Here is a 24,803-nt window from a genome sequence, read left to right as displayed (position 1 = left end):
CAGAGCGGGGCTATCAATGTGGCAAGCTTTGCGACAGAGATTGAGTGATACGGTATAGCGGAGCAAAAAGAAGGCCCGATTAATCAAGCCCTTTTAGTTTTTGCATTAGTTACATTAGTTACATTAGTTACATTAGCAACATTCGTATATTGGTTCGACGATTGCAAAGTCACGGCGATAATTAGTTACGGCGTATTATTTCGCTGGACTGTAGATGGTACACCAGTCATTTTTCATATCAATCAAATGCCAATTGTCTTTTTGTTTAGCTTCATCTAATGCCTTGTCTAAACGGCCGACCGATGAGTCCCGGTCATACTGCCATTCACGTTCGCTATCGGTATGATGCACTATCATCGCCATACTCGGGTTATTTTGGCTGGTACTCCACTGCAACATGGCATGGTCTCCGTCGGAGTTACCAACCGCGAGTATTGGCTTTTTACCAATAATACGCTGAATATTTTCGACCTTTACCTGCTTATCATTGCTAGACACTAGCGTGCCATTTTTCACTAGCAGGGTATTACCGTCGAGTTTTACCATGTCATAGCCAAAGCTACTGCCAATGACATTCTCTGGAGGTATGCCATAAGCTTGCTCTGTCCATGCCCGCATGAAATCAGTACCGCCTCCGGAAACGATATAGTTGCTAAAACCATTTTCTTTTAAGTAAGCCAACATCTCTTTCATCGGTTGGTAGGTCAAATCAATGTAGTTACGGTTAAAGCGCTGATCTTTACTCTTGGTTACCCAGGTGTGCACTATCTGTTGAAACGCCTCAACAGTGACCCCTGAATGGGTCGCCTGCAGTAGCTCGAGTAATGCATGGTGGTCAGCTTTCATTAGTGACTCCATATCGTCTTCGAGTACCCATTTAAAAGGCGTTTGGGTCTTCCATTCAGGATGATTTTTTGCCAGCCCTTTAACCTGTTCAATGGTAAATACCAACTGGTAATACATAGGTTTCTCTGACCATAAGGTACCGTCGTTATCAAATACCGCAATGCGATCTTTTGCGGCGACATACTGCGAGCTCTTCGGGTTAGTGACCTCCTTTACAAAAGCTTCAATTGCGCTGCGACGCTCGCTTTGTGCCCATGAGGTTAGGACATCGTCATTTGACTGGCAACTCAACGCTAAAGCTGGAGCAGAGGAGAGTGCTAGCATAACAAGCAAAGATAGAGATTGAAGTTTCATAACGTAACCCTTTAGTTTTATAGACGTTCAGTTAAACAAAAAAAGCAGCTAAAAATAACAGGTAAAAACACTAGTTTGTGAAGAAACTAAAGCTCTAAATCGGAATAAAATCAAGTAGCTCGGCAGCTTTACTTCAAACTCAGTCGCCATTCTTAGCTAACTCAGTTCAAATTCAGTGTTAGTAGCGCTAAAATAGTCACAATATTGCAGTGTATATATGGATATTGAGCTCCGTTGTCTGCGCAAAAATCAAGAGAGTATAAAGATGAGTGAAGAACAGAATGTTATCGATAGCTTAGCTAAACTAGAGCAGTTTTTGCTGTCAGTAGAAAATGGTGGATTAGGTTTAGTGGGGGTAGAAGGGATCGGAATGGCCACCAACAACGCAGACGGTCGTCACTTTGTTGCCGTTTTTGATAGTAACCAAAAATTACTGCATGCGCGCTGGATAACGGATGAAATTTTCGCAACGGGAAAAGAGATGGTTCGCACTGGCGTAAAAGGTAAGCATTAAACGCTTCCCGCTTTTAAAACGTTTATAAAAAATGCAGGTCAGAACTGACCTGCATTAATGTAAAGTAGCTTAAACTGCGTTAGCTATTTGGTAACGTTACCAAATACGTACCCGCTCATCTTCTGCTAAATAAAGCGCATCACCTGGTTTAACATCAAAGGCCTTGTACCAAGCATCGTGGTTACGCGGTGCTTGGGCACGGTAACGGCCCGGAGCATGTGTTCCTGCACGAAGCTGATTGAGCATGCTTTGCTCGGTGCGTTTCTCTTTCCAGACTTGTGCCCAGGCAAGGAAGAAACGTTGATCGCCAGTAACGCCATCAATCACAGGTGCTTCTTTACCGTTAAGGCTGAGCTTGTATGCATGGTAAGCCATCGATAGACCCCCCACATCACCAATGTTTTCACCTAGGCTGTTGCGACCGTTAACGAAGTTTTCAGGGATCGGCTCGTACTTATTGTACTGAGCTGCTAGCTGATCGGCTTTAGCGTCAAATGCGGCGCGATCAGCATCAGTCCACCAGTTTCGCTGAATACCGTTAGCGTCAGATTTTGAGCCTTGATCATCAAAACCGTGGCCCATTTCATGGCCGATAACCGCACCAATACCGCCATAGTTTACCGCAGCATCGGCATTAGGATCGAAAAAGGGTGGTTGTAGAATCGCGGCTGGAAATACAATTTCGTTAAACGAGCTATTGTAATAGGCGTTAACGCGTTGGGGTGTCATGCCCCAGCGATTACGATCGGTTTTCTTCAACTCTTTAGCCACACTGTCGGCTTTAAAGTACTGGCGTAGGTTGTGAAGATTACCCACGAGATCGGTCTTTGTGAGCGCTAAACCATCAAACTCTTGCCAAACATCAGGGTAACCAATTTTAGGGTTAAAAGCGGCCAGTTTTGCATGAGCGTTGACTTTCGTTTCTGCGCCCATCCAGTCGAGATCATCAATACGTTGGCCCATAGCGGTACGCAAGTTCTCAACAAGTACTGACATCTTTTGCTTAGATGATTCAGGGAAGTAGCGCTTCACATACACCTTGCCGATGGCAAAGCCCAATGACTGTGTGCCAGACATCTCTGATACCGCGCGTTTCCAACGAGGACGAGGCTCTTCCTGTCCGCTTAACTCTTTGCCATAAAAGGCAAAGTTAGCGGCATAAATATCTTCTGACAAGACATCAGCGTTATTGCTTATGGTGTGCAAGGTTAGGTAATCTTGCCAAACCTTGAGTGACTCACTATTGACTAAGTCGATCATGGTTTTTACCGGCTCAGGCTGTGAGATATTTAACTGAGGAACGCCATAACCGGTTTGGCTAAAGTACAGATCCCAATCAAAGCCAGGGTATTGTGTGGTTAAGTCACTGCGCTTAACTTGGTTTAAGGTGAGATCGCGGTTACGACGCTTTTCTCGTGGCCATTGGCCTTCAGCCATCTTAGTCTCAAGTGCAACAATGGCTTGTGCACGCGCTTCGCCATCTTTAACGCCTGCAAATGCCAGCATCTCTACTATGTGTTTAACGTAGGCACTACGGATTTTGACAAAACGCTCGCTGTCTTCAAGGTAATATGAACGGTCGGGTAAACCTAGGCCGCCAGCACCAAGAGACATCTCATATTGATTTGGGTCGAGGCGGTTAAACCACATCCCACCTGAGATAGGAGAGGTCGCCCCTGTAAGCCATGCTTGACCAAACACCTTGGTAAGATCATCTGTTGTTTTGATCGCTGAGATCTGATCAAGAGTGCCTTGAATTGGGGTGATGCCCAACTTGTTGATGGTATCTGTATCCATGTATGACTGGTAAAAGTCGGCAATTAATTGCTCTTCAGCATTTAGATCGCTACGACTGGCAATATCATCGATGATCTCTTTCACTTGTGTTTCACTGCGCTCAGCAAGACCGGTGAATGCACCATAACGGGTCTTGTCTGCGGGCATTATATAGTTGTCATACCAAGTGCCGCTGGCGTACATGAAGAAGTCATCACCGGGTTTAACGGCTTCATTTCGCGCAGATAAATCAACGCCAAAGCTGCCGAGTTCGGCTTGGGCTGTTGCGGTTTTAGTGACTGTAGTGTCGTTGCTGTTGTTAACATCCGAAGTGCCGCAGCCGCCCAAAAAGGCAGTGGCTAGGGCAATAGCAATGAGTGATTTTTTCATTATTTTATGCTCTTCCTTGCTGAAGTTATTATAATTTTTTAACGGATCCATCTTCTAGCAGTGGCATAAAATGTCAACCATGTAATTGTTAGCAAAGTTTAGAGTGAGAGGACTGGTGGAGGAGAGCGTTTAGTGGCTAGCGGTTTGCAAAGGCAGATGTTCCGCAGCAGGGAAGCTGAATTAGCCGCCCTGTGCGAATAATGAATACTCTAGCGCCTACTTACGAAATATACGGCGGTAGAATGTGAGCGCACTAAACATTAATGCCATGCTGCCAATGATCGATATAGACGTGATGAAGACGACATAACTAAAGGGCATATTTAGCGCATCGTGCAGTGGTCTCACAAAGCTGGCCACCCTGGCAGAAAGTGGTCTGTCGCTATGCTTTAACGCGTCTTTAATGGTGCCGTTTTCAAAGTTCATCGTCATACGATCTGCTTCTCGTAACCACACATCAGTATGGCTATCAAACCGATAGCTATAGTTAACTGCTGCTGGTTGCTCACCTGCTTTGGGCTTTTTGCCACGAGCTTTACTAATGGCGACCAATTGTGAGTCTGGCCATAGTGTTTGCGCGGTTTGTAACTGACTTTGCCAATCTCTTGCTTGACCCAGTGGGAAGCTCATTGCTGTTTGCGGTGCAGATTTTAATGCGCCAGTCCATAAGCTCTTATAAGTGATTAAGAAACCACTCAGGCACAAGATGAACAGTGGAATGGATATAAACAGACCAAGTTGAATATGGCTCTTAAGTAAGCTGCTTGAGCGACTATTTTTGGGAATGCTGTGTTTTAAGCGAAATCCTTTACGCACGCGCCACCAGAGGTAAATACCCACTAGAGTAATAGCGGCGCCAATCAATGAGGCCCAGGCATTAAGGTATTTACCAAAGTCACCGAGTAGGAAGTTTCTATGCAGCCAAAAAATAGTACTGTACATAGGTAGTTCAGAGAATTTGCGTACTGAAAGTTCATTTAACTCAGGATCTAGCGCGATACTAGTGCCTCTGGCCGCTGCTTGAATATACGGAGTATGTTCTGTTGGGAAGCGAACGGTGCTTATCTCTGGATAGCGTTCAAATAAGCTGGCTGTGACCTGCGCTTTTTGCTCAATGGATAAAGGAGCATACTGCTGGCCTTTACTATCGAGGCGTTTAAGCATATCCATACTGCCAAGATAAACACCAGTTGTTAATACAATTAGCATCGTGATACTAATCAAAAAACCAATCCAATTGTGGAACCATTTTAACGCTGAAACGACATTCATTATTGTGCTCTCAAATCGGTCTGAGCAAACAATACGCTCAAGACATCTATGGCTATCAGCTTACCTTTGGTTATTAGGAACAGATTGATTTATATCTGATTTGTGTACCAAAAAAGCAAGCAAACTTTAAAGGTGCGAATGGTAATCAATCTCACTAGTAAGTTCAATTAAAGAAGTGTAAAGGCGCGTGATGTCGCTAGCAGTTTGAATGTCTAATATTGAAGAGGGGATTGATATCAGAGAGCTTTGCTGCAGAAAGTTGTTTTTTAGGCGTAAAAAACCGCTGCTAATAGTAATCAGCAGCGGTGTTATTTTTGGGTCATGGGGCGCTCTTGTAGAGCTTAAATCACCGTCATCACAGCTGCTGGGCTTAGGCGTGATTTTGGCAAGTTAGCATTATAGTCTTCATCTGTATGGTGATAACCGATGGCTAAGGCCACTTCACAGACAAAACCACCTAATTCATCTTTGAATATTTCACCGATAAGTTCGCTATCAACACCTTCCATTGTTGTTGAATCTATACCAAGACGAGCGAGAACATGCAGTGTGTTACCTAATGCTAAGTAGGTTTGTGATTTTGTCCAAGCCGCATTGTTGCCCTGGTCGTCAGTGTTGAGTGATACAAAGGCAAAACCGCCAAACGCCTGCTCTCTCTCTTCAGGTTTGGTGCGACCATCTTCAATCCCCTTATCAACCACTTTAGCGTAGTCTTCACGGGTGTAGCTTGGGTTGTGTGCGAATAAGATGATGTGTGACGCTGACTTTATATGGGGTTGGTTAAACTGAAATTTATTGGCAAAGGTGTCATGCATGCGCTGCTTTGCTGCATCCGTTTCAATAACGATGAACTTCCATGGTTGAGAGTTAATTGAAGAGGCTGATAAACGCATTGCTTCATAAATAACATCAAGATCAGTTTGTGGAACGCTCTTTGAGCTATCGTATTTTTTGGCTGTGTAACGGTTTGCTAAATCGGTAATGATAGGGTGAGTCATGTCAGTTTCCTTATGGCGCTAGTGGTATTGAACTAGCCCATTAAAATTGTTTGTAAGTTGGGATTAAAAACGTATATACCCATCCTGCATCTTCAGGTTGGATGGATATATCAGCCAATTTCTGTCATTTCATTTATGCTAAATAGCTCGATACAGCCCTCTGTGGCAGCGATGTAATCAGCTAAATGACTATTTGCCAGATGTGCTGTTAATTGTTCAGATGATTGCCAGTTTTCATAAAACACAAAGTGGGCTGGGTTTTCATTATCTTGGTGCAAGTCATAGTTGATGCAGCCTGCTTCAGCGCGGGTAATGTCAATAAGCTTGATTAACTCGGCTTTGACTAATTCAATGCTGTCTACTTTGGCGATGATGTTAGCGACGATAGTGAGATTGGCCATGCTGAACTCCTGTGTTCAAAGCTAAACTTTTGTTTTCGGCTGCGCATTCGATGCGTGCTTTCTATGGGCTGCATATTAACGCTAACCATTAAAAATAAAAACAGCTTAAGTTTTGAATTATTATCAATGAAAAATTGATAATGTGTTTAATCGCAACCAAAGCCATTTTAAGCTAAAAATGAGTATTACTTGAGGATAGCTAAAGCAGAAGATTTAGCTTGGTCTCTAATATCCATAATGGGCATTACACCGTTACTCATCACGGTACTTGGCAGTTTGCCAACTCACGCTTGCGTTTCGGTTAACTTTACAATCAGTGGGTTATTTTTAAGTGCTTTTGCTTTTGCGTCAGCAGTGTTTACAGCTCGCAGTGCTTCTAGGCGTTGACGCTCTAGTTTATGTTCCTCTGCGGCAATGGTAAGTTCGGTAATTTATAATCGAAAATGACTTACACAGCATGGCTGTTTTTAATGAGTGCAGGCATACTTTACGCTGTGTTTTTATATGGGAGCTAGTTTTTATTTGCCATAATATTTATTTTTATTAGTCATATAAATTTAGGTAAATAAAGATTATACCTACTTATAGGTACCCCTAAATTAGTATGTGGTGATGATCTTGCTCACAATTACCAACGCAATTATGCAATCATTTAGTAACATTGTTCTGGATCACGTTTTCAAATTGATATCAGTTTTATAACGTCTCTTGAGAATGATGAAACTAAAGGATTAAAATAAATGAAAGTCAATGCCCTAGCATTAGCCGTACTTGCAAGTTTAGCTTCTACCGCCGCCACAGCCGACACGGTTGACCCACTAAAAAAAGCCTTTATTGATGACTCAAAAGTTAAAGTTCAGTTCCGTCTTCGATTTGAAGACGTTGATGTTGCCAACATTGACCAACAGAATCAAACCACCTTACGTACACGATTAAACTACCAAACTGGCGATATCTATAACCTGTTTGCGGTTGCTGAGATTGATGATGTTCGTTCTACGGATAATGAGTCACTTATTGCCGATTATGCTTACACACAGATAAACCAAGGGTTTATCGGTTACAAAGGTCCAGCCGAAACACTGGCTAAGTTTGGCCGTCAACGTATTCTTCTCGATAATCAGCGTTTTGTCGGTGGTGTAGGTTTCCGTCAGAATGAGCAAACTTATGATGCATTTTCAGTAAAAAATACCGCAATTGAAGGGCTAACGGCTTACTACGCTTATGTTGCTACCGTTAACCGTATCTTCCCAGAAGGCTCTGGTAAGGAGGATCATGAGAATGAAACCAACCTGGTAAACATTAATTACTCAGGCTTAGACTTTGCAAAAATCAGCGGTTATGGCTATTTAATTGATAATCAAGACGTTGCAGCGTTCTCCACCGATACCTATGGTATTCGTGCAACGGGTGATGTGAAACTGGACGCACTTAAATTAACTTATGAAGCGGAGTTTGCACAGCAATCTGAAGCTGCCGACAACACTGTTAGTTATAGTGCTTCTTACTATAAATTAGCCGCGGGTATTAATTTAGCGAGCTTCGGTTTTAAAGCGGGCTACGAAGTACTTGGTTCTGACGACGGCAAGGCTGGTTTCATCACACCGTTAGCGACCCTACATGCTTTTAACGGTTGGACTGATAAGTTCCTATTCGGCGGTAAAGGTAACTGGGAAAATGGTCTTGTTGATGCCCATGTTATTTTAACGGCAAAAGTTGCAGGTTTAAAACTACTAGCTAAATATCATAAGTTTGATTCAGACTTTGGCGATATCGACATGGGTAAAGAGTGGGGCGTAGCCGCTACTTATCCGTTTGCGAAGCATTATAGTGTTGGTGTTAAGTACGCTAGCTTTAGTGGCGCAGATGCAGGATATGGCTTTTCAAATGATACCGACAAGCTCTGGTTAACTCTGCAGGCTAAATATTAATAAGTAATAGATTTGCAGCTGCTAGTATTTCCATACTGAGGTATATACCCATCTTCAAGTAGGATGGGTATAGGATCAATCTAGTTAGCTGCTTGTGCTCCCTTCAGAGCAGGATGGTTATTTTGTTCCTGCTTTTTTTCGTTGCTTTAAAGTTGCAATGTATTGTTGGAGCACAGCCAAATTAAGCTGCAAGGTTTATAGGATTAAATATTCAATATCAGAGAGTCGATGCCGCTACAAGGAGTTGAATTAGTGTAGCCAAGTTGTAAGCAGGTTACTATTGATACAGGTGTTTTTATTGAGAGTATTGTTGAATGGTGTTTGTCATTGAAGTTTAATTCAATCCCTCTTCTCTCTATTACGAGCTTTATCTTATTAGCTCCCGTTTTTGCTGCTGATAAACCATTGTTAGAGTATGACACGTCCGTAAAAGCTAACAGTAAAACCGAGGCCTCGGATATAACACAAAGCTCGACTGCTGAGAGTGCTATAGACAGCAGTACGAGCGCCGCTCAACAAGATCGCTGTTTTAGCCTATCGCAAAATGATCATGCTATTGATCGCGCCTTTGATTACCTCAACACTAAGTTTTGCCAGCCCGCAATTTGGTTTGATAGTTTTTTTGTCGATGAAAGAGTTGAAGATGATGCGAGAGCCGGCACCATTATTCGCTGGTTTAATGACTTCTCTTTTTACCAGAAGGAGGACTTTAGTTACCGAGCCAATTTTAGTGCACGTTTAAACTTACCCGGTGTCAATAAACGTCTCAAATTGGTATTAGAAACGTCGGATGAAGACGATCCATTTGCTCCCTCTAAGGGGCCAAATACAGAAAGAGAAGCGGAAGTGGGCCTTCGTTATGACTGGTATGCTAAAGGACGTAGCAGCTTTAATATTCAAGCTAGCTTTAATCCTAAAATTGAGGCTCGCTGGCGCTACACCTATCCATTATCAGCAAGCACCATTACTCGTTTCACCCAAAAGCTATATCAAGATAAAAAGGTCACCGGAGAGTCTAGTGAACTGGATATAGAACATTCATTTAATGAAACTTTCTTAATCCGCTGCAGTGGCGCCGCTCAATACGAATCTCGTGGTATTGGCTGGGAGCTAGGATCGAGCGTCCAGCTTTATCAATATATCAGCAGCAAGCAGGCGATCAGTTATCAAGGGGCAATACACAGTGTCGATGAATCCTATTACTACATCAAGAACGCCAATGTCGGACTAACTTACAGACAGAATTTTGCCCGAGATTGGCTATTTTTTTCAGTGACACCGGAATATAACTGGAGTAAAGAAAATGCAGAGTCTGAACGTATTAATCAGGTGATAATCACCTTAACGTTAGAGATTTTATTCAACAATGTATAGCCGTAGCGGGATCTTGATTGTCATTAGTCCACAATAATGACCGCGTCAGATATTACGATTTGATCTAACTCAGGCTCCGTTTCCTGTGATGGCTGTTGCTGTGTTTGTTCAGCTAAAATAACCAAGCTGTCGGTATAGGAAAACCCATAACCATAACCACCTTCGGTCGTGACACCACTGCCAAGCAGATGGTTATCACTGACGTGATCGCTAAAGTGATAATCACCTGAGGTTATCGAGGTGATTTGCATAACGCGATAACCCTGTTGATTTAGGCTTTCAATCGCTTGTTGCAGGTCGTTATTCAACCTTTCTGAGTCGATCTTGCAGTTTGAGTATTCCCATTCAGAGGTTTTAGGTTTAGCAGCCCACATCTCTTCACGCTTATCAGTCTCGATTTTTGCAAAGTAGCTCTTTACTAATATGCTCTTTTGTTTCATGTGCTTGCTCATTATCTAGTTAGATTTGTTGTCTAAATCTATCCTATTTAGACGAGCGTAGGAATGATTTGCTTAATGTGATGTGAAATTTTATCGATTGAGTCTTTTTACCTCAGAGATAATCACTTATTTAACGCCTGTAATTAAATGGCGAGTGTGATTATTTTTAGATTTAGGTATTTCATTATCTAAATAGCAAATTTAATATTCTATGTTAAAAAATGGAAAATGCGAACCCGACCTAGGTATAACACTTTGTTACTTGACCGCACTATAGGATGTGCCTGACACTTTAATCACAATAATTACCCTACAAAAAATGGATTAATAAAAAATGCTTATTTTCTTTATTTGTATTGCGCTGTTAGTGCTCGCTTACAAGTTCTACAGCCCGTTTGTAGAGCGCCAAGCAGGGATAGACCCTAAAGCTCAAACGCCTCAAGCTCGTTTTGACGATGGAGTGGATTACGTCAAAGTTCACCCTGTTAAAGCTTACCTTATTCAATTCCTGAATGTTGCCGGTGTAGGACCCATATTTGGGCCTATCTTAGGCGCATTGTATGGACCGATAGCACTGGTATGGATAGTACTGGGTAATATCATTGGCGGTGCTGTACATGACTATTTCTCTGGTGTTTTAAGCATTAAAGAGGACGGTAAAAGTCTTCCTGAAATTGCAGGGCATTATTTTAATATTTACTTCAAAGGCGTCATGCTCGTCTTTACCGCTATGCTGTTATTCTTTGTTGGTGTTGTATTTATCATGAGCCCGGCAGGGCTGTTAAGTAGTTTGGATTACTTTGAAGGGACTATTCTTGCCAATAATACCTTTTGGGTGTTGGCCATTTTAGGTTACTACTTTTTGGCGACTATGCTACCTATCGATAAAATCATCACCAAGCTCTATCCATTCTTCGGTTTATTGATGATTGTGATGACTCTCTCTATTGCCGTGGCACTGTTAATGAGTGCGCCGCAGCTACCTGAGATCGGTGATATTTTTGCTTACTTCGACCATAGCCATTATAACAATGATCTATTAGCGCCTAATCCTGATGGTTTACCTGTGTGGCCGCTGCTATTTGTGACGATTACTTGTGGTGCAATTAGTGGCTTTCATTCAACCCAAGCCCCGATCATGGCGCGCTGTTTAACCAATGAGAAGTATGTTCGCCCGGTTTACTATGGTGCGATGATGTCTGAAGGTATTGTGGCTTGTGTTTGGGCGTTGGCGGGTATCGCGGCGTTCCCAGGTGGCTATGTAGAGCTTAAGAGTATTCTTGATGCTGGTGGCCCTGGTCTTGTGGTGAATCAAGTGGCTACAACTTACCTCGGTGCAGCAGGTGGTATTATGGCGATTATTGCGGTGGCGATATTCCCAATTACTTCGGGTGATACCGCATTCCGTTCATTACGTTTAACCATTACAGATGCATTTAAGATCCCACAAAGTATGCGTAACCGTCTGCTTTTAGCGATTCCAATTTTAATCATTGCATATTTTATGACTAAAATTGATTTCTCACTGATTTGGCGCTATTTCGCATTCTCCAATATGCTGCTATCTACCAGTGTGCTGTGGTTAGCGACTAAGTATTTGTTTGACCGCGGAACATTCCACTGGATCGTGAGCTTACCAGCGACTGTGGGAACGAGTATCACGGTGTCATACATTATGACGGCAGGGATTGGTTTAGGCTTGCCTCAATCGATGAGTCAGCCAGCGGGTATTGCCGTGGGCGTGATCTGTCTTATTGGACTGTTTTTAGCCCACCAAAAACGTAAAGTTGCCGCCGAGTCATAGCGCAACCTCTATGTGATAAAGGGCTGCCATGGCAGCCCTTTTTATTACCTCTTATACTAACCCTTAAACTGGCTTCTGCTGTTAACATGTAGAACTCTTGCAACGCGGACTGTATATGAAAGGAGTACTGCTTGAAACTTGCCCTATTTGATTTTGATGGCACGCTAACCCGCCATGACATGTACACGCGTTTTATCCTTTACTCAGCTAGCCCTGTGCGTCTGGTACTCGGTTCTATTTTCCTTTCTCCTTTGTATGCACTTTATCGGTTACGGATCATCCCCGCGAGAAAGCTAAGACCATTAGTGAGCTATTGTGCTTTTGTGGGCAGAGATAAAGCGGTTATAACCACTCTTGGTAAACAGTACGCACTCAATGTTATTCCGCTCTCTATCCGCCCTGAAATGATCGCTGCGCTAAAACGGCACCAAGCCGAGGGTGCTGATGTGGTATTGGTATCGGCCTCGTTAGATCTCTATCTACGACCTTGGTGTGAATCAATGGGAATAACGCTAATCTGCAGTGAGATGTCGGTTAAGAGGGGACGCTACAGCGGGTTTTATATCTCCGGTGATTGTAGCTGTGAGATGAAAGCAACCAAGGTGCAAAACCAGTTTACATTAAGCGATTATGCTGAGGTTTTTGCCTACGGAGATACTGACGAAGATCTGGCCATGTTAGCAATAGCGGATCACGCCTATATGAATGGTATAAAACATGGCTCTAGGAGAAAGCTCGGCAGCTAGAGATACTCGGCATAACATCATCTTGTGTTGAGCCGTAAAACATCAAATGAAGTTTGATGCCTTACTCACTCATAATACGCCAATAAATCTTGTTTGCCTTACGTGGCGATATGAATCTAACCAATAAGGTTACCGTTTACATTTCATCAGTAACAGTACAAAGGCCTACAACCGCTGGCTCGCCGTAAACTTGTACCGTTGCACGTAATGCATGGTCGGCTAACGGGTACTGGCTGTAATATAGATAGGTAGGCGTTTCGCTAATGTCCTTACCATCAACCCCATCGATGCGATAGATGTTACTTAGAACAGCCGACTTGTAGCCGCCATCAATCTTAACTATCGACTCATTTGAACGTAGAATTTCAATATTAGTCATGGTGATGTTGTCACCACCGGTTACCTTGCATTTTAGATCACTTGCCTGTGCCATACCTGTCACCGCTACCATGCTAAAAGTTGCAGCGAGTAGTACTTTATTGAATATGTGCATCGGGTGTTACCTCATTATATGTAATTGGTTAGTGTTTGCCGTCGTAAGCTTGAAGTGCCAACTAATTTTAGCCATGAATTACGTTAGTAGAAATAACTTGGCGTTGTTACATCGTCAAGCTGAATATTCGTTAAAGCTTATCTATTGCTTTGATGTTACTTTAAAAATAGCTTATCGCATCCTGCTTAGCCCTGTTTTGTGAACTGGGTCATCAGCTAAGCTGCATTTAAATTGAATGTTAAGGTAAGGGGCTGAAAATAGGGCATATAGCCGCATTATCTCTGGGGGGATTTAAACATTCGGTCTCCTCGCTTTAATCTTACTAAGATCGCCATTCCTGAAGACAGGAATGGTGGGCGAAAGTTCAGAAATCAGTTCGAATTGGTTTTAGGGTTTACAGGTCTCTAAATTATAAACCTCTAAATTATAGACATGAAAAAGCCACTTGAATGTCTTTAAGCTGCCTATCAAAGTTAGTAGCCCCTCCCAGACTCGAACTATGAGAATTGATGACAATTATGTTCACCTATCACTTAGGAGCTGAGACAATTATAAGTATTAAATTTGAGGCACAAAAAAGCCTACACAAGGTAGGCTTTTTTGTTTTAATTGGTGGTTTGTCTAGGACTCGAACTGCATGAGTTGATGACGATTATGTTCTTTGGCTTAACTGCGTTAACGTCGCTAGGAATTCCAGACATGAAAAAGCCGCTTGAATAAATTCAAGCGGCTTATCAAAATTGGTGGCCCCTCCCAGACTCGAACTGGGGACCTGACGATTATGAGTCGTATGCTCTAACCAACTGAGCTAAGGGGCCGACTTAAGATAGTCGTCACTACCGAAAGCGAAAAGAAGTATACGAGGTTTAAAAGCGCTTGTCACCTGAGTTTTTCGTAGAATTCACCTCTAATCGTTCAACTGCTTATCTGTTAATCAATATCCAGCCGATTCGATTGAATTGATACAAAAAAAGCTGCCAATTGGCAGCTTTTTAATCAGGCTTTGAATCTTTAGCTTAAGGCTACTCGTCCTAAGTTTAAGACTATTAGTCCTTAGCTTAAGGCTACTCGTCTAAGAACGACTTCAAAATCTCTGAACGAGAAGGGTGACGCAACTTTCGTAGCGCTTTCGCTTCAATCTGACGAATACGTTCACGGGTTACATCAAACTGCTTACCCACTTCTTCCAACGTGTGGTCGGTGTTCATGTCGATACCGAAACGCATACGCAGTACTTTAGCTTCACGAGCCGTTAGGCCAGCAAGTACTTCGTGTGTTGCATTACGCAGGCTTTCACCTGTGGCTGAGTCCAATGGCAACTCAAGAGTCGTATCCTCAATAAAGTCACCTAAGTGCGAATCTTCATCGTCACCAATCGGTGTTTCCATGGAGATAGGCTCTTTAGCAATCTTAAGTACCTTACGGATCTTATCTTCAGGCATTAACATGCGCTCAGCAAGCTCCTCAGGAGAAGGCTCACGACCCATCTCTTGTAGCATTTGACGAGAGATACGGTTTAGCTTGTTGATCGTCTCAATCATATGTACAGGAATACGGATGGTTCTTGCTTGGTCAGCAATTGAGCGAGTAATAGCCTGACGGATCCACCATGTTGCATAAGTTGAGAACTTATAACCACGACGGTATTCAAACTTATCAACCGCTTTCATCAAACCGATATTACCTTCTTGAATAAGATCCAAGAACTGTAGACCACGGTTGGTGTACTTCTTAGCGATGGAGATCACTAGACGTAAGTTCGCTTCAACCATCTCTTTCTTCGCACGACGAGCTTTCGCTTCACCGATTGACATACGACGGTTAATATCTTTTATCGCACCAATAGCCAGACCCGTTTCTTTCTCAATGGCATCAAGCTTTGAACGACAACGTTGCACGTCAAACGAGACGACTTTTAAGCCTTCAGCATATGACTTGCCAGATGCGAGCTCTTCGTTGAACCACTCAATGCTGCTTTCGTTGCTGGTATAAGCCTTAACGAAGTTTTTCTTTGGCATTTTTGCTTGTTCAACACAAAGCTTCATGATCAAACGTTCTTGAACACGGACTTTGTCCATCATTGCACGCATGCTTTTCACTAAGCGGTCAAACTGCTTAGGCATTAAGCGGAATTCTTTAAAGATTTCACCGATTTCAAATAGTGCGACAGTCGACTCTGGGTGGCTACGACCTTTTATCGAGATGATCTCTAATGCTCTTTCATGAGCTAGACGAAGCGTGGTGAATTTCTCTTTAGCTTCTTCAGGATCGGGACCTTTTGGACCTTCCTCTTCTTCATCTTCGTCGTCTTTGTTATCAGCATTTTCTAATTCTGTTTGAGACAGAGCTGAACCGACGTGAGTTGCTGCTGGAGCAACATCTACAGCGTTTGGATCGATAAAACCAGATATGATGTCAGAGAGTCTAACTTCTTCCGCTTCATAACGATCAAATTGATCAAGGATCATCGAAATGGCTTGCGGGTATTCGGCGACCGACGCCTGAACCGTGTTGATCCCCTCTTCAATACGCTTAGCGATTACAATCTCGCCTTCACGGGTCAGTAGTTCAACAGTACCCATTTCACGCATGTACATACGTACTGGATCGGTAGTACGACCTAATTCAGCTTCTACTGTTGCCAGTGCGGCAGCAGCTTCTTCGGCAGCATCATCATCGGTGCTGTCTTCAGACATCATGATTTCATCAGCATCCGGAGCCTGTTCATAGACTCGAATACCCATGTCATTGATCATCTGGATAATATCTTCGATCTGGTCTGCGTCGACCATGTCAGCAGGTAGGTGATCGTTCACTTCTGCATAGGTTAAATAACCTTGCTCTTTACCTTTGGCAAGCAACAATTTAAGTTGCGACTGCGGAGTATGATCCATAGATATCATCCAAGTTGGGAAACAGTTAAAACGACGGGCAAAAAACAGCCACGCAAGTCGTTAATTATAGCCTTCGGTTCTACGCTGTGCTAGTCCAAGTGTTTACTTTTGAGGCGAAAATCGCCTTTAAGCTTGCTTTTGGATCACTGCGATTAGCTTTTTAAGCTGCAACCGTTCTTCTTTCGTGTGGTTCTGCTTTAAACTCAGCTGTTGATAACGTTGCTCAATATACTGGTTATTTAGCCACACGAGTGTACCTTTTAACTCTCGGAGCAAGTTTTCGTCCGCCACTTGATGTTCCCATTGGGTCAGTTTTCTTAGGGTGCTGAATTTATTATCGCCCCTGAACTGTTCAAGTAGTTGTGCGCTGCTCATGACTTTGCCGCGAGTTAAATCTAATACAAGGGTTAGCAAGTCAATGCCAGCCATTTGTATATGTTTTAGCGCTGGTTGCTCTGGTAATTTCTCACCTAAGCGTGGATGTTGTACCAACAATGCGATGGCTAATCTCATTGGGGTGCCACGTCCTTTCAACGCTTTGTGCTGTTTAGGTTTATCGGCCGTCTTAGTCGAAAAGTTAAATTTCCGTCTAAGCTCGTCAGCACCGTTCATTCTCAGCTTGTGTGCCAAATCTTCAAGCAGTAGACTTTGTAATACTGTGTCTTGCACTTTTTCGATAAGTGTAATGGCATTTTTAGCCAAAACACTTTTGTCTTCTTTGCCAAATTTTTTCGCCAAGTTTTCAAACATAAACTCGGGCAGTGCCATGGCTTGACCAATATTTTCTTCGAACTGTTCTTTACCAATTTGTCTGATTAGCGTGTCAGGATCTTCGCCTTCAGGCAGGAACATGAAGCGAACCTTATTACCAGGTTTCAATAGTGGTAAAGCCGTTTCAAGCGCACGCCAAGCCGCCTCTTTACCCGCTTTATCGCCGTCGTAACAACAGATCACTTCTTTTGCACTACGCAACAATAACTGAAATTGTTCCGCTGTTGTCGACGTGCCCAATGAGGCTACGGCATAATCAACGTCAAATTGCGCCAGTGCGACCACGTCCATATAGCCTTCAACAATGAGTACTTGTTGTGGATCACGGTGACGCTGCTTTAGCTCATATAATCCATAGAGCTCATTGCCCTTATGAAATATGGGCGTTTCAGGAGAATTCAAGTACTTTGGCGTACCTTCTCCTAAAACTCGGCCACCAAAGCCGATGACTCGTCCGCGTCTATCCCTGATGGGGAACATTAATCGGTCGCGGAATCGGTCATATCGCTTACCACTGTCATTTTCAATGACCATACCGGCAGTAAGCAGTTTGTTCTGTGAATCTTGATTCTGACGATAGCGGCTTAATAGGCCATCCCAACCATCGGGAGCAAAGCCAATATTAAAGTGTTCGACCACGTCTTTTGAAAGTCCTCGATGGGATAAATAATCGAGCACTTTTTGTTTGTCATTGTGTTGTCTTAGCTGACTTTGGAAGAATAAACTCGATTCCTCCATCAGTTGGTATAAATCGCGACTTAACTCTTGATCGCGAGGCTTACCAGTACCTTGTTCCTGAGGAACTTCAAGCCCTAACTGTCCGGCGAGTTCTTCAATCGCATCCACGAAGTCGAGTCGGTCATATTCCATGACAAAATCAATAACATTTCCGTGTGCGCCGCAGCCAAAACAATGATAAAACTGCTTGTCTCTGCTAACGGTGAAAGAGGGAGATTTTTCGCTATGAAAAGGACAACAGGCAGAGTGATTTTTACCCGCCTTCTTTAGGGGCACTTTAGGGTCGATTAAGTCGACAATGTCGGTGCGAGCTACTAGCTCATTGATAAAATCACGAGGTATCGCCATTAGTGTTGTTAAATGCCACCTTTAATTACGTGAAGTTAAAATAGAGAAAAACGAAAACAAACAAGCCGCGCAAAAGCACGGCTCATTCATCATTAAAACTAAAACTACTTGAGTTTTGCACGGATCATAGCGCCAATTGCCGCCATATCTGCTCTGCCCATTACCTTCGGTTTTAATGATCCCATCACTTTACCCATGTCCGCCATGGAGGATGCGCTCATCTCTGAGATGCTTGCATCAACTAACGCAACAATTTCCTCTTCAGTAAGAGGCTGAGGCAGGAAGTCTTCAAGTACTTGAATCTCTTCTGCTTCTTTTTGCGCTAGATCGTCACGGCCTGCTGCTTCATATTGAGCAAGAGAATCACGACGCTGTTTAACCATTTTGGTTAAGACCGCTATAGCTTGGTCGTCATTCAAAGATTCGCGGGTATCCACTTCAATTTGTTTGACGGCGGCTAGTGCCATACGAATAGTCCCCAAGCGTACCTTTAGTTTGGCACGCATGGCGTCTTTCATCTGTTCTTTTAGCTGATCAATTAGGCTCATAATGAGATTAGTATAAACGTACGCGACGTGCGTTTTCGCGAGAAAGCTTCTTAGCAAGACGCTTGATAGCAGCGGCTTTAGCACGTTTACGTGCAGTCGTTGGCTTCTCGTAGAACTCACGAGCACGAACGTCAGCTAAGATACCAGCTTTTTCACAAGAGCGCTTGAAACGACGTAGAGCTACGTCGAATGGTTCGTTTTCACGTACTTTAATAATTGGCATTAGCCATCACCCCTTAGGTGTCGGTTGCATTGAGACAATTACTTGACTCAGATAATTTAAAAATGGTGCGGAATTCTATACCGACTCGGCCCCAGTTGTAAACCCCTTATAGCGAACAGAATGAGGTCTAATTGGCAATAATGCACTTAGAACGTTATCGGGCTATGGAGTAATTAAAGCACAGCAGGTAGAATTGGCGGCAATTGTATGAAGTAAAGATGAGATAAAATGCGGGTTTTAGGAATAGAGACATCTTGTGATGAAACAGGAATAGCAGTTTATGATGATGAGAAAGGGCTACTGTCACATACCCTTTATAGTCAGGTGAAACTGCATGCAGACTACGGCGGCGTCGTGCCTGAGTTGGCGTCTCGGGACCATGTTCGTAAAATCGTACCGTTAATTCGCCAAGCATTGGCTGATGCCGATATGACGATTGAAGATATCGACGGTATCGCTTATACCAAAGGCCCTGGGCTTATTGGCGCTCTGCTGGTTGGGGCGTGTGTTGGTCGTGCGTTAGCTTTCTCTTGGGATAAACCTGCCATTGGGGTGCATCACATGGAGGGGCACTTATTAGCGCCGATGTTAGAAGATGACGTGCCAGAATTCCCCTTCCTTGCGTTGTTGGTTTCCGGTGGACACTCGATGCTGGTTGGTGTTGAAGGCATTGGTCGCTACGAGGTATTAGGCGAGTCTGTTGATGACGCTGCAGGTGAAGCATTCGACAAAACAGCCAAACTGTTAGGGCTCGACTATCCCGGTGGGCCTAGATTGGCAAAACTGGCCGCTAAAGGCATTGCAAAGAGCTATCGCTTTCCAAGACCGATGACTGATAAACCTGGGCTTAATTTTAGTTTTTCTGGTCTGAAAACATTTGCCGCTAATACGATTGCAGCAGAGCCCAAAGATGACCAAACCCGTGCCAATATCGCCTGCGCCTTCGAAGAAGCCGTTGTCGACACCTTGGCGATTAAATGTAAGCGTGCATTAAAGCAAACGGGTTACCAACGTTTGGTGATAGCGGGTGGTGTTAGCGCGAATACTCGCTTGCGTGCCTCCCTCGCTGAGATGATGCAGAACCTCGGTGGTAGGGTGTATTACCCTCGGGGTGAGTTCTGTACTGATAATGGCGCGATGATCGCATATGCGGGCTTACAGCGTTTAAAGGCGGGTCAAACTGACGACTTAAGCGTTAAAGGTCAACCTAGATGGCCTTTAGACACCTTAGAGCCTGTCGATTGATCTCGCTTGGTTGATAATGACGGCGCTTTTAAGCGCCGTTTTTTATGTCTTTTTTAGTGCTGGCTTATGTAAAGTTATGCCTCGCTTAAGAGGTTTTATTGCGGCGCTTGCGTGACACTTTAGATTCTTCACCTTTTAGTAAGCGTTTAATATTGTCTTTATGACGGATAACGATCAGTGTCGATAGCATCGCCACAGGAATGGTAAATCTATCGTCGAGCCACCAGGTGTATATTGGCGCGAGTAATGCTGTGCAAATAGCCGCAAAAGAGGAGTAGCGGGTGATTAGCACTATTACCGCCCATGTCAGCATCAAGGAAAGTGCAAGAAAGTGACCAATGGGGGCCATAGCGCCAAATGCCGTCGCAACACCTTTGCCGCCTTTAAATCCGAAAAAGATGGGAAAGATGTGACCTAGGCAGGCAGCAATAGCGATAAGCCCGAGCGCGATAGGATCTACCCCTAATCTAAACGCGAGATAAGCAGGAAGCGCGCCTTTAAGCATGTCGAAGAAAAGTACCAGTATGGCTGAACTGGCGCCGCCGATGCGCAGTACATTGGTGGCGCCGGGGTTACCTGAACCTGCGGTTCTGGGGTCTGGCAAACCGCGCATTTTACACACGAGTACAGCACTCGATATTGAGCCTGCCAAATAGGCACCCACTATCATCATTATTGTTAGTACTGTTGTGGTCAAATTGGTTTCCTTATCCGTCTTAGGGTATTATCGCGCCACACAAAAAAATGCTCTTTAGACTCAGCTCACTGGCTTGTATATTTGTGAGCTAATTGGAGCACAAAAAACAGCTTCTGAACGCTTTATTCGCTACCTTGCATATAAAGCTGCTGTTTTAATAAATTCTTTGTTTACGGGAAATTATCCTACTTGGATTTTCTCTCGTTCGAAAGAGCCATAGAGTAATATCTTAGCTTTGCGACGGATTATATCCTTTTTGTTCGCTTTAGCTTATCAGACCTCAGTGGCAAATATTAAGGTTTTGGAGGAATCATGGATAAAGTACTGATTAGAGGACTTAAAATAGAAACCGTCATTGGGATCTATGAGTGGGAAAAGCAGATCCATCAAACCTTGTTACTGGATTTAGATATGGCTTGGGATAATCGCTTAGCCGCTGCGAGTGACGCTTATGAAAATGCGTTGTGCTATGAAACCGTGTCGAATCGGCTCACAGCTTTGATCACGGAAAAGCCCATCGAGCTTATTGAGACGGTTGCTGAGCGCGTCGCACATTGCGTTATGACAGAATTTAACGTGCTGTGGGTGAAAGTGAAAGTGATGAAGCCTGGCGCGGTACCTACGGCGGTAGCCGTGGGTGTTGAAATCGAAAGAGGTCATGCATAGATGGCTAGGGTTTACATTAGTCTAGGCAGCAACATTGAGCCTATTCGTTATCTTAAGGCGGCCTTAATTGATCTGGATTGCCATTTCGATGAGCTGCTACTTTCGTCAGTTTTTGAAAGCGAAGCGGTAGGCTTTGACGGTACTAATTTTCTTAATATGGTGGTGGCAGCTAACACGACGTTGCCAATCGAGGCTGTTGTTGCGAGGTTTAAGCAGATCGAACAAGACCATGGCCGTGTTAAAGGGGCTAAGAAATTTGCCGCGAGAACATTAGATCTCGACTTGCTGCTTTATGATGATGTGGTTTGTCAGGCACCAATAGCCTTGCCACGTGCAGAGATTCTGTACAACGCATTTGTGCTTTGGCCGCTGGCTGAAATTGCTCCGCAGCTAACTCACCCGGTGACAAACGAGTCATATCAAACCCTCTGGGATAGTTATGACAAGACTCAACAAAATTTATGGCCTATTGAGTTCGACTGGTCAGCATAAAGCGCTGTTAGATATAGGATAGTTATGGACACTTTTCAGGTGATTATATTGGCGCTGATCCAGGGCCTCACCGAGTTTTTACCCATTTCAAGCTCAGCACACCTAATTTTGCCTGCTCAATTGTTGGATTGGCAAGATCAAGGCTTGTCGTTTGATGTCGCAGTCAATACCGGCTCGCTGCTGGCTGTGGTTATGTATTTTCGTAAAGAGCTACTTTCCATGTTTAAGGCGTGGATTGGCAGTATTGTCAGCGGCAAGCAAACCGAAGAGAGTAAGTTGTCTTGGTGGATTATCTTAGCCACCATTCCTGCGGTGATTGTTGGCTTTACGGCAAAAGACTTTATTGCAACTCATCTGCGTAATATCGAAGTGATAGCGGCAACGACGATCATTTTTGGTTTACTACTTTGGTGGGCTGATAAAATGCAGCGCCAAGGCTTTAATGAGTTTCAAGTGGGTTGGAAGAAAGCACTTATTATTGGTGTAGCACAGGCGATGGCGCTGATCCCTGGTACATCACGATCAGGTGCCACTATTACGGCAGCGTTGATGCTTGGTTTAAGCCGAGAAGCTGCGGCAAGATTTTCATTTTTAATGTCGGTACCGGTGAGCCTAGGTGCGGCAATTTTAGTGACTAAGGATCTTATTTCCAGTGGCCAGGCTATCGACTATCAAGCACTAGGGTTAGGCATTATAGTGTCATTTGCCGCAGCCTATGTTTGCATCCACTATTTTTTGAAAATCATCAGCAAAATGGGCATGACGCCGTTTGTTATTTACCGTCTAGTGTTAGGGGCGGTGTTGTGTGGCTTTATCTTCTTTTAAAGTGAATTCGAATTACTTATATATGTTAACAGCGAGCGTGTCATGAACAGTATTTATCTTTGTCCAACTTGCCAATCACCGTTAATGGTGCACGAAGAGTCAAAAGGCCTGCATTGTGAAAACAAGCACCACTTTGACAAAAATGAGCAAGGCTATTGGCTCTTTGGGCAGGTAAAAAAACCAAAAATAGACTCTCGAGCGGTTATGCGTGCTAAGCGCTACGTGCTTGAGTCAGGTATCTATGTGTCGCTGGCAGAGAAGCTGGCTGAGATGATTGCTAACCTGCCTCAATTTGCTGCAGAAGCTACATTATCGCAGTTAGATTATGATTGTGGTGAAGGTTATTTTTTAAGAACGGTTAAGGATATCTTAGCCGAGCAACGACCTGAAACAGCTCTGGAGCAAACAGGGATCTCAGAGGCGGAAAATGCCATCTTCGCGGCAGCAAAGTCACAAACCGGCCCAACTTATATCGTTTCAAATTTAAAACATCTGCCGATAAAGGATGAAAGCTTTGATCTTATCACCTTAATCGACAAGCCTCTTAAGGGAAAGGAGCTTACTCGGGTGCTTAAGCAGGAGGGGATTTTGTTGCAGGTTGCAGCAGGCCCTAGACACTTATGGCAGATAAGAGAGTTTATCTACCCAGATCTCAGTGAGAAGCCTGTCAGTCATAATCTACCGAAAGAGCTTGAGCTATTAAACAGCGAACGCCTATCGGTCAGTGTTAATGTCTCAGGAGAGCAAGCCATCGCACTGCTTGAGATGACGCCCTATGCCTGGCGCGCAAATGACAATGTGCGGCATCATATCCAAAATGCCAAGTTTGACTCACTAGAGATAGACTTTGTGATTAACTTGATGACTAGAAAATAGTGCATCTTCAGGTAAGATGGGTATATTCACTCCAATGGAACTCTAAATACTGATGATGCGTATATTGCTGTTGTTCATCTTAGCTGCTTCGCCGCTATTTTCATTTGCTAATGTTTATCAAATCCCTCAAGGCGGCAGTCGTTTGGTTGGTGACTTACAAGAGCATTTGGTTAAAAAAGGCGACTATTTCCAAACTATCTCTAAACAGTACAACATTGGTATTTTGGAGTTAATGGAATCTAACCCTGGTGTTGACCCTTTCTTACCAACGCCTGGAAGCCGCTTATTGATCCCTACGCAAATGTTGCTACCGGATGTACCTCATAAAGGGGTGGTGATTAATTTGGCAGAACTGAGACTGTATTACTTTCCAAAAAACGGTCAGGAAGTCCATGTTTTTCCGGTAGGAATAGGAAGGATTGGTCGAGAGACACCGGAGATGGTGACCAAGATTAAATCTCGCATCCCAAATCCAAGCTGGACGCCGCCAGCAAGCATTCGAAAAGAGCATTTAGAAGAGCGCGGCGAAGAGTTACCAAGAGTGGTTCTTGCAGGTCCTGATAATCCGCTAGGCAAATTTGCGATTCAGCTGTCTTATGGTGACGGAAGCTATCTTATTCACGGTACCAATAAAGACTTCGGCGTTGGCATGCGTGTGAGTGCTGGCTGTATTCGCCTTAATCCGGATGATATTGAATGGTTATTTAATAAAGTTAAGTATGGTGAAGCTGTCACTATCATTAACCAAACCGTCAAAACCTCAGCTGAACCTGACGGACAACAATTAATTGAAGTTCACTCGCCATTGTCTGAATCTGAAGAGCAAAGCAGTCGATTGATTGAGATGAATCGTGAGTTGGTAGAGTTTATTGGTCAAGGTGATGTCGATTACAGCAAAGCCAATGATGCGTTACTGACTCAAAGTGGCATTCCAACGAATATTCAAATCTAGCGTTAACGATAAAAAGTTAGCTCATTGATTAAGGCGTCCATGTTGGGCGCTTTTTTATGGTTGCTAAAAAGTGAAAGATTAAATGAGATTAAGACTATTGAGAGACAGTAGTTTAGCGCAGATAAATTTAAGGCTTGGTCAAGTTACCTTGAAACCAAGCCTTGGGGATCAGCTTAATGACTAAGCTAA

General features: G+C 43.6%; 23 protein-coding genes and 1 tRNA gene. 11 read left to right on the top strand and 13 right to left on the bottom strand.

The genetic code is table 11. The features are described 5' to 3' along the window. Nucleotides 1–195 precede the first annotated feature (195 nt). Entirely contained in the window at nucleotides 196–1,200 is a 1,005-nt protein-coding gene (locus L2755_RS07305) for an HAD family hydrolase (protein ID WP_248980027.1), read from the bottom strand. Nucleotides 1,201–1,465: 265 nt separating this feature from the next. Here L2755_RS07305 and L2755_RS07300 point away from each other — a divergent pair, with 265 nt between their 5' ends. Next, nucleotides 1,466–1,714 carry a hypothetical protein gene (locus L2755_RS07300; RefSeq protein WP_248980026.1) on the top strand — a complete coding sequence of 83 codons (249 nt, stop codon included), beginning with the start codon at nucleotides 1,466–1,468 and terminating at the stop codon, nucleotides 1,712–1,714. A 96-nt stretch (nucleotides 1,715–1,810) separates the two neighbouring features. Here the strand turns inward: L2755_RS07300 and L2755_RS07295 are convergent, their stop codons facing one another. The 4 genes from L2755_RS07295 to L2755_RS07280 all read right to left on the bottom strand — a co-directional run bounded on the left by L2755_RS07295 (nucleotide 1,811) and on the right by L2755_RS07280 (nucleotide 6,551). Then, entirely contained in the window at nucleotides 1,811–3,880 is a 2,070-nt protein-coding gene (locus tag L2755_RS07295; protein WP_248980025.1) for a M13 family metallopeptidase, read from the bottom strand. A 216-nt stretch (nucleotides 3,881–4,096) separates the two neighbouring features. After that, entirely contained in the window at nucleotides 4,097–5,152 is a 1,056-nt protein-coding gene (locus L2755_RS07290; protein ID WP_283102746.1) for a PepSY-associated TM helix domain-containing protein, read from the bottom strand. Between the two features lie 341 nt (nucleotides 5,153–5,493). Next, nucleotides 5,494–6,150 (bottom strand): nitroreductase family protein, encoded by a 657-nt coding sequence (locus L2755_RS07285; protein ID WP_248980023.1) that lies wholly within the window; start codon nucleotides 6,148–6,150, stop codon nucleotides 5,494–5,496. Nucleotides 6,151–6,260: 110 nt separating this feature from the next. Continuing rightward, nucleotides 6,261–6,551, bottom strand: coding sequence for a putative quinol monooxygenase (locus L2755_RS07280; RefSeq protein WP_248980022.1), 291 nt, complete (start codon nucleotides 6,549–6,551; stop codon nucleotides 6,261–6,263). A 740-nt stretch (nucleotides 6,552–7,291) separates the two neighbouring features. On the opposite strand from L2755_RS07280, the gene L2755_RS07275 reads away from it, so the two are divergent. Together L2755_RS07275 and L2755_RS07270 are read left to right on the top strand one after the other, a co-directional pair. Further along, a complete protein-coding gene (locus tag L2755_RS07275) occupies nucleotides 7,292–8,482 on the top strand; it encodes an alginate export family protein (RefSeq protein ID WP_248980021.1) in 1,191 nt (396 codons plus the stop codon). Nucleotides 8,483–8,809: 327 nt separating this feature from the next. Beyond that, nucleotides 8,810–9,856, top strand: a complete 1,047-nt coding sequence (locus L2755_RS07270; RefSeq protein ID WP_248980020.1) for a hypothetical protein — start codon at nucleotides 8,810–8,812, stop codon at nucleotides 9,854–9,856. A gap of 23 nt (nucleotides 9,857–9,879) precedes the next feature. On the opposite strand, the gene L2755_RS07265 is transcribed toward L2755_RS07270, so the two are convergent. Next, nucleotides 9,880–10,296 carry a hypothetical protein gene (locus tag L2755_RS07265; RefSeq protein WP_248980019.1) on the bottom strand — a complete coding sequence of 139 codons (417 nt, stop codon included), beginning with the start codon at nucleotides 10,294–10,296 and terminating at the stop codon, nucleotides 9,880–9,882. A gap of 334 nt (nucleotides 10,297–10,630) precedes the next feature. Between L2755_RS07265 and L2755_RS07260 the strand changes: the two genes are divergently transcribed. Both L2755_RS07260 and L2755_RS07255 read left to right on the top strand, forming a co-directional pair. Next, complete coding sequence (locus L2755_RS07260) at nucleotides 10,631–12,100, top strand: carbon starvation CstA family protein (protein WP_248980018.1); 1,470 nt, start codon at nucleotides 10,631–10,633, stop codon at nucleotides 12,098–12,100. A 131-nt stretch (nucleotides 12,101–12,231) separates the two neighbouring features. After that, on the top strand, nucleotides 12,232–12,846 hold the full coding sequence (locus tag L2755_RS07255) for an HAD-IB family hydrolase (RefSeq protein WP_248980017.1): 615 nt from the start codon (nucleotides 12,232–12,234) through the stop codon (nucleotides 12,844–12,846). A 136-nt stretch (nucleotides 12,847–12,982) separates the two neighbouring features. On the opposite strand, the gene L2755_RS07250 is transcribed toward L2755_RS07255, so the two are convergent. The 6 genes from L2755_RS07250 to rpsU all read right to left on the bottom strand — a co-directional run bounded on the left by L2755_RS07250 (nucleotide 12,983) and on the right by rpsU (nucleotide 18,861). Further along, nucleotides 12,983–13,339 (bottom strand): hypothetical protein, encoded by a 357-nt coding sequence (locus L2755_RS07250; protein WP_248980016.1) that lies wholly within the window; start codon nucleotides 13,337–13,339, stop codon nucleotides 12,983–12,985. 741 nt (nucleotides 13,340–14,080) lie between these two features. After that, nucleotides 14,081–14,157 (bottom strand) — tRNA-Ile (locus tag L2755_RS07245). Between the two features lie 246 nt (nucleotides 14,158–14,403). Next, nucleotides 14,404–16,233 carry an RNA polymerase sigma factor RpoD gene (gene rpoD / locus L2755_RS07240; protein WP_248980015.1) on the bottom strand — a complete coding sequence of 610 codons (1,830 nt, stop codon included), beginning with the start codon at nucleotides 16,231–16,233 and terminating at the stop codon, nucleotides 14,404–14,406. A gap of 126 nt (nucleotides 16,234–16,359) precedes the next feature. Next, nucleotides 16,360–18,090, bottom strand: coding sequence for a DNA primase (dnaG, locus tag L2755_RS07235; protein WP_248980014.1), 1,731 nt, complete (start codon nucleotides 18,088–18,090; stop codon nucleotides 16,360–16,362). Nucleotides 18,091–18,194: 104 nt separating this feature from the next. Then, on the bottom strand, nucleotides 18,195–18,638 hold the full coding sequence (locus L2755_RS07230) for a GatB/YqeY domain-containing protein (protein WP_248980013.1): 444 nt from the start codon (nucleotides 18,636–18,638) through the stop codon (nucleotides 18,195–18,197). 7 nt (nucleotides 18,639–18,645) lie between these two features. Further along, entirely contained in the window at nucleotides 18,646–18,861 is a 216-nt protein-coding gene (gene rpsU / locus L2755_RS07225) for a 30S ribosomal protein S21 (RefSeq protein WP_020911290.1), read from the bottom strand. Between the two features lie 228 nt (nucleotides 18,862–19,089). Between rpsU and tsaD the strand changes: the two genes are divergently transcribed. After that, on the top strand, nucleotides 19,090–20,106 hold the full coding sequence (tsaD, locus tag L2755_RS07220) for a tRNA (adenosine(37)-N6)-threonylcarbamoyltransferase complex transferase subunit TsaD (protein WP_248980012.1): 1,017 nt from the start codon (nucleotides 19,090–19,092) through the stop codon (nucleotides 20,104–20,106). A gap of 85 nt (nucleotides 20,107–20,191) precedes the next feature. Here the strand turns inward: tsaD and plsY are convergent, their stop codons facing one another. Then, nucleotides 20,192–20,803, bottom strand: coding sequence for a glycerol-3-phosphate 1-O-acyltransferase PlsY (gene plsY / locus L2755_RS07215; RefSeq protein WP_283102745.1), 612 nt, complete (start codon nucleotides 20,801–20,803; stop codon nucleotides 20,192–20,194). A 312-nt stretch (nucleotides 20,804–21,115) separates the two neighbouring features. On the opposite strand from plsY, the gene folB reads away from it, so the two are divergent. Genes folB through L2755_RS07190 form a run of 5 tightly spaced genes read left to right on the top strand, consistent with a single transcriptional unit; the run spans nucleotide 21,116 to nucleotide 24,614 of the window. Next, the gene (gene folB, locus L2755_RS07210; protein ID WP_248980011.1) at nucleotides 21,116–21,469 is read left to right on the top strand and encodes a dihydroneopterin aldolase; all 354 of its coding nucleotides are present in this window, start codon (nucleotides 21,116–21,118) and stop codon (nucleotides 21,467–21,469) included. Beyond that, the gene (gene folK / locus L2755_RS07205) at nucleotides 21,470–21,961 is read left to right on the top strand and encodes a 2-amino-4-hydroxy-6-hydroxymethyldihydropteridine diphosphokinase (RefSeq protein WP_248980010.1); all 492 of its coding nucleotides are present in this window, start codon (nucleotides 21,470–21,472) and stop codon (nucleotides 21,959–21,961) included. It begins immediately after the preceding gene. A 24-nt stretch (nucleotides 21,962–21,985) separates the two neighbouring features. Further along, nucleotides 21,986–22,786: an undecaprenyl-diphosphate phosphatase gene (locus L2755_RS07200; RefSeq protein WP_248980009.1), complete on the top strand. Its 801-nt coding sequence runs from the start codon at nucleotides 21,986–21,988 to the stop codon at nucleotides 22,784–22,786. Between the two features lie 42 nt (nucleotides 22,787–22,828). After that, complete coding sequence (locus L2755_RS07195; RefSeq protein ID WP_248980008.1) at nucleotides 22,829–23,662, top strand: putative RNA methyltransferase; 834 nt, start codon at nucleotides 22,829–22,831, stop codon at nucleotides 23,660–23,662. A 52-nt stretch (nucleotides 23,663–23,714) separates the two neighbouring features. After that, nucleotides 23,715–24,614, top strand: a complete 900-nt coding sequence (locus tag L2755_RS07190; RefSeq protein ID WP_248980007.1) for a L,D-transpeptidase family protein — start codon at nucleotides 23,715–23,717, stop codon at nucleotides 24,612–24,614. Nucleotides 24,615–24,803 lie beyond the last annotated feature (189 nt).

Origin of the sequence: Shewanella abyssi, from assembly GCF_023284025.1 — a bacterium.
In the GTDB taxonomy this organism is placed as follows: Bacteria; Pseudomonadota; Gammaproteobacteria; order Enterobacterales; family Shewanellaceae; genus Shewanella; species Shewanella abyssi.
Note: the sequence above shows the minus strand (reverse complement) of the source record. Positions and strands in the feature narration are given on the sequence as shown.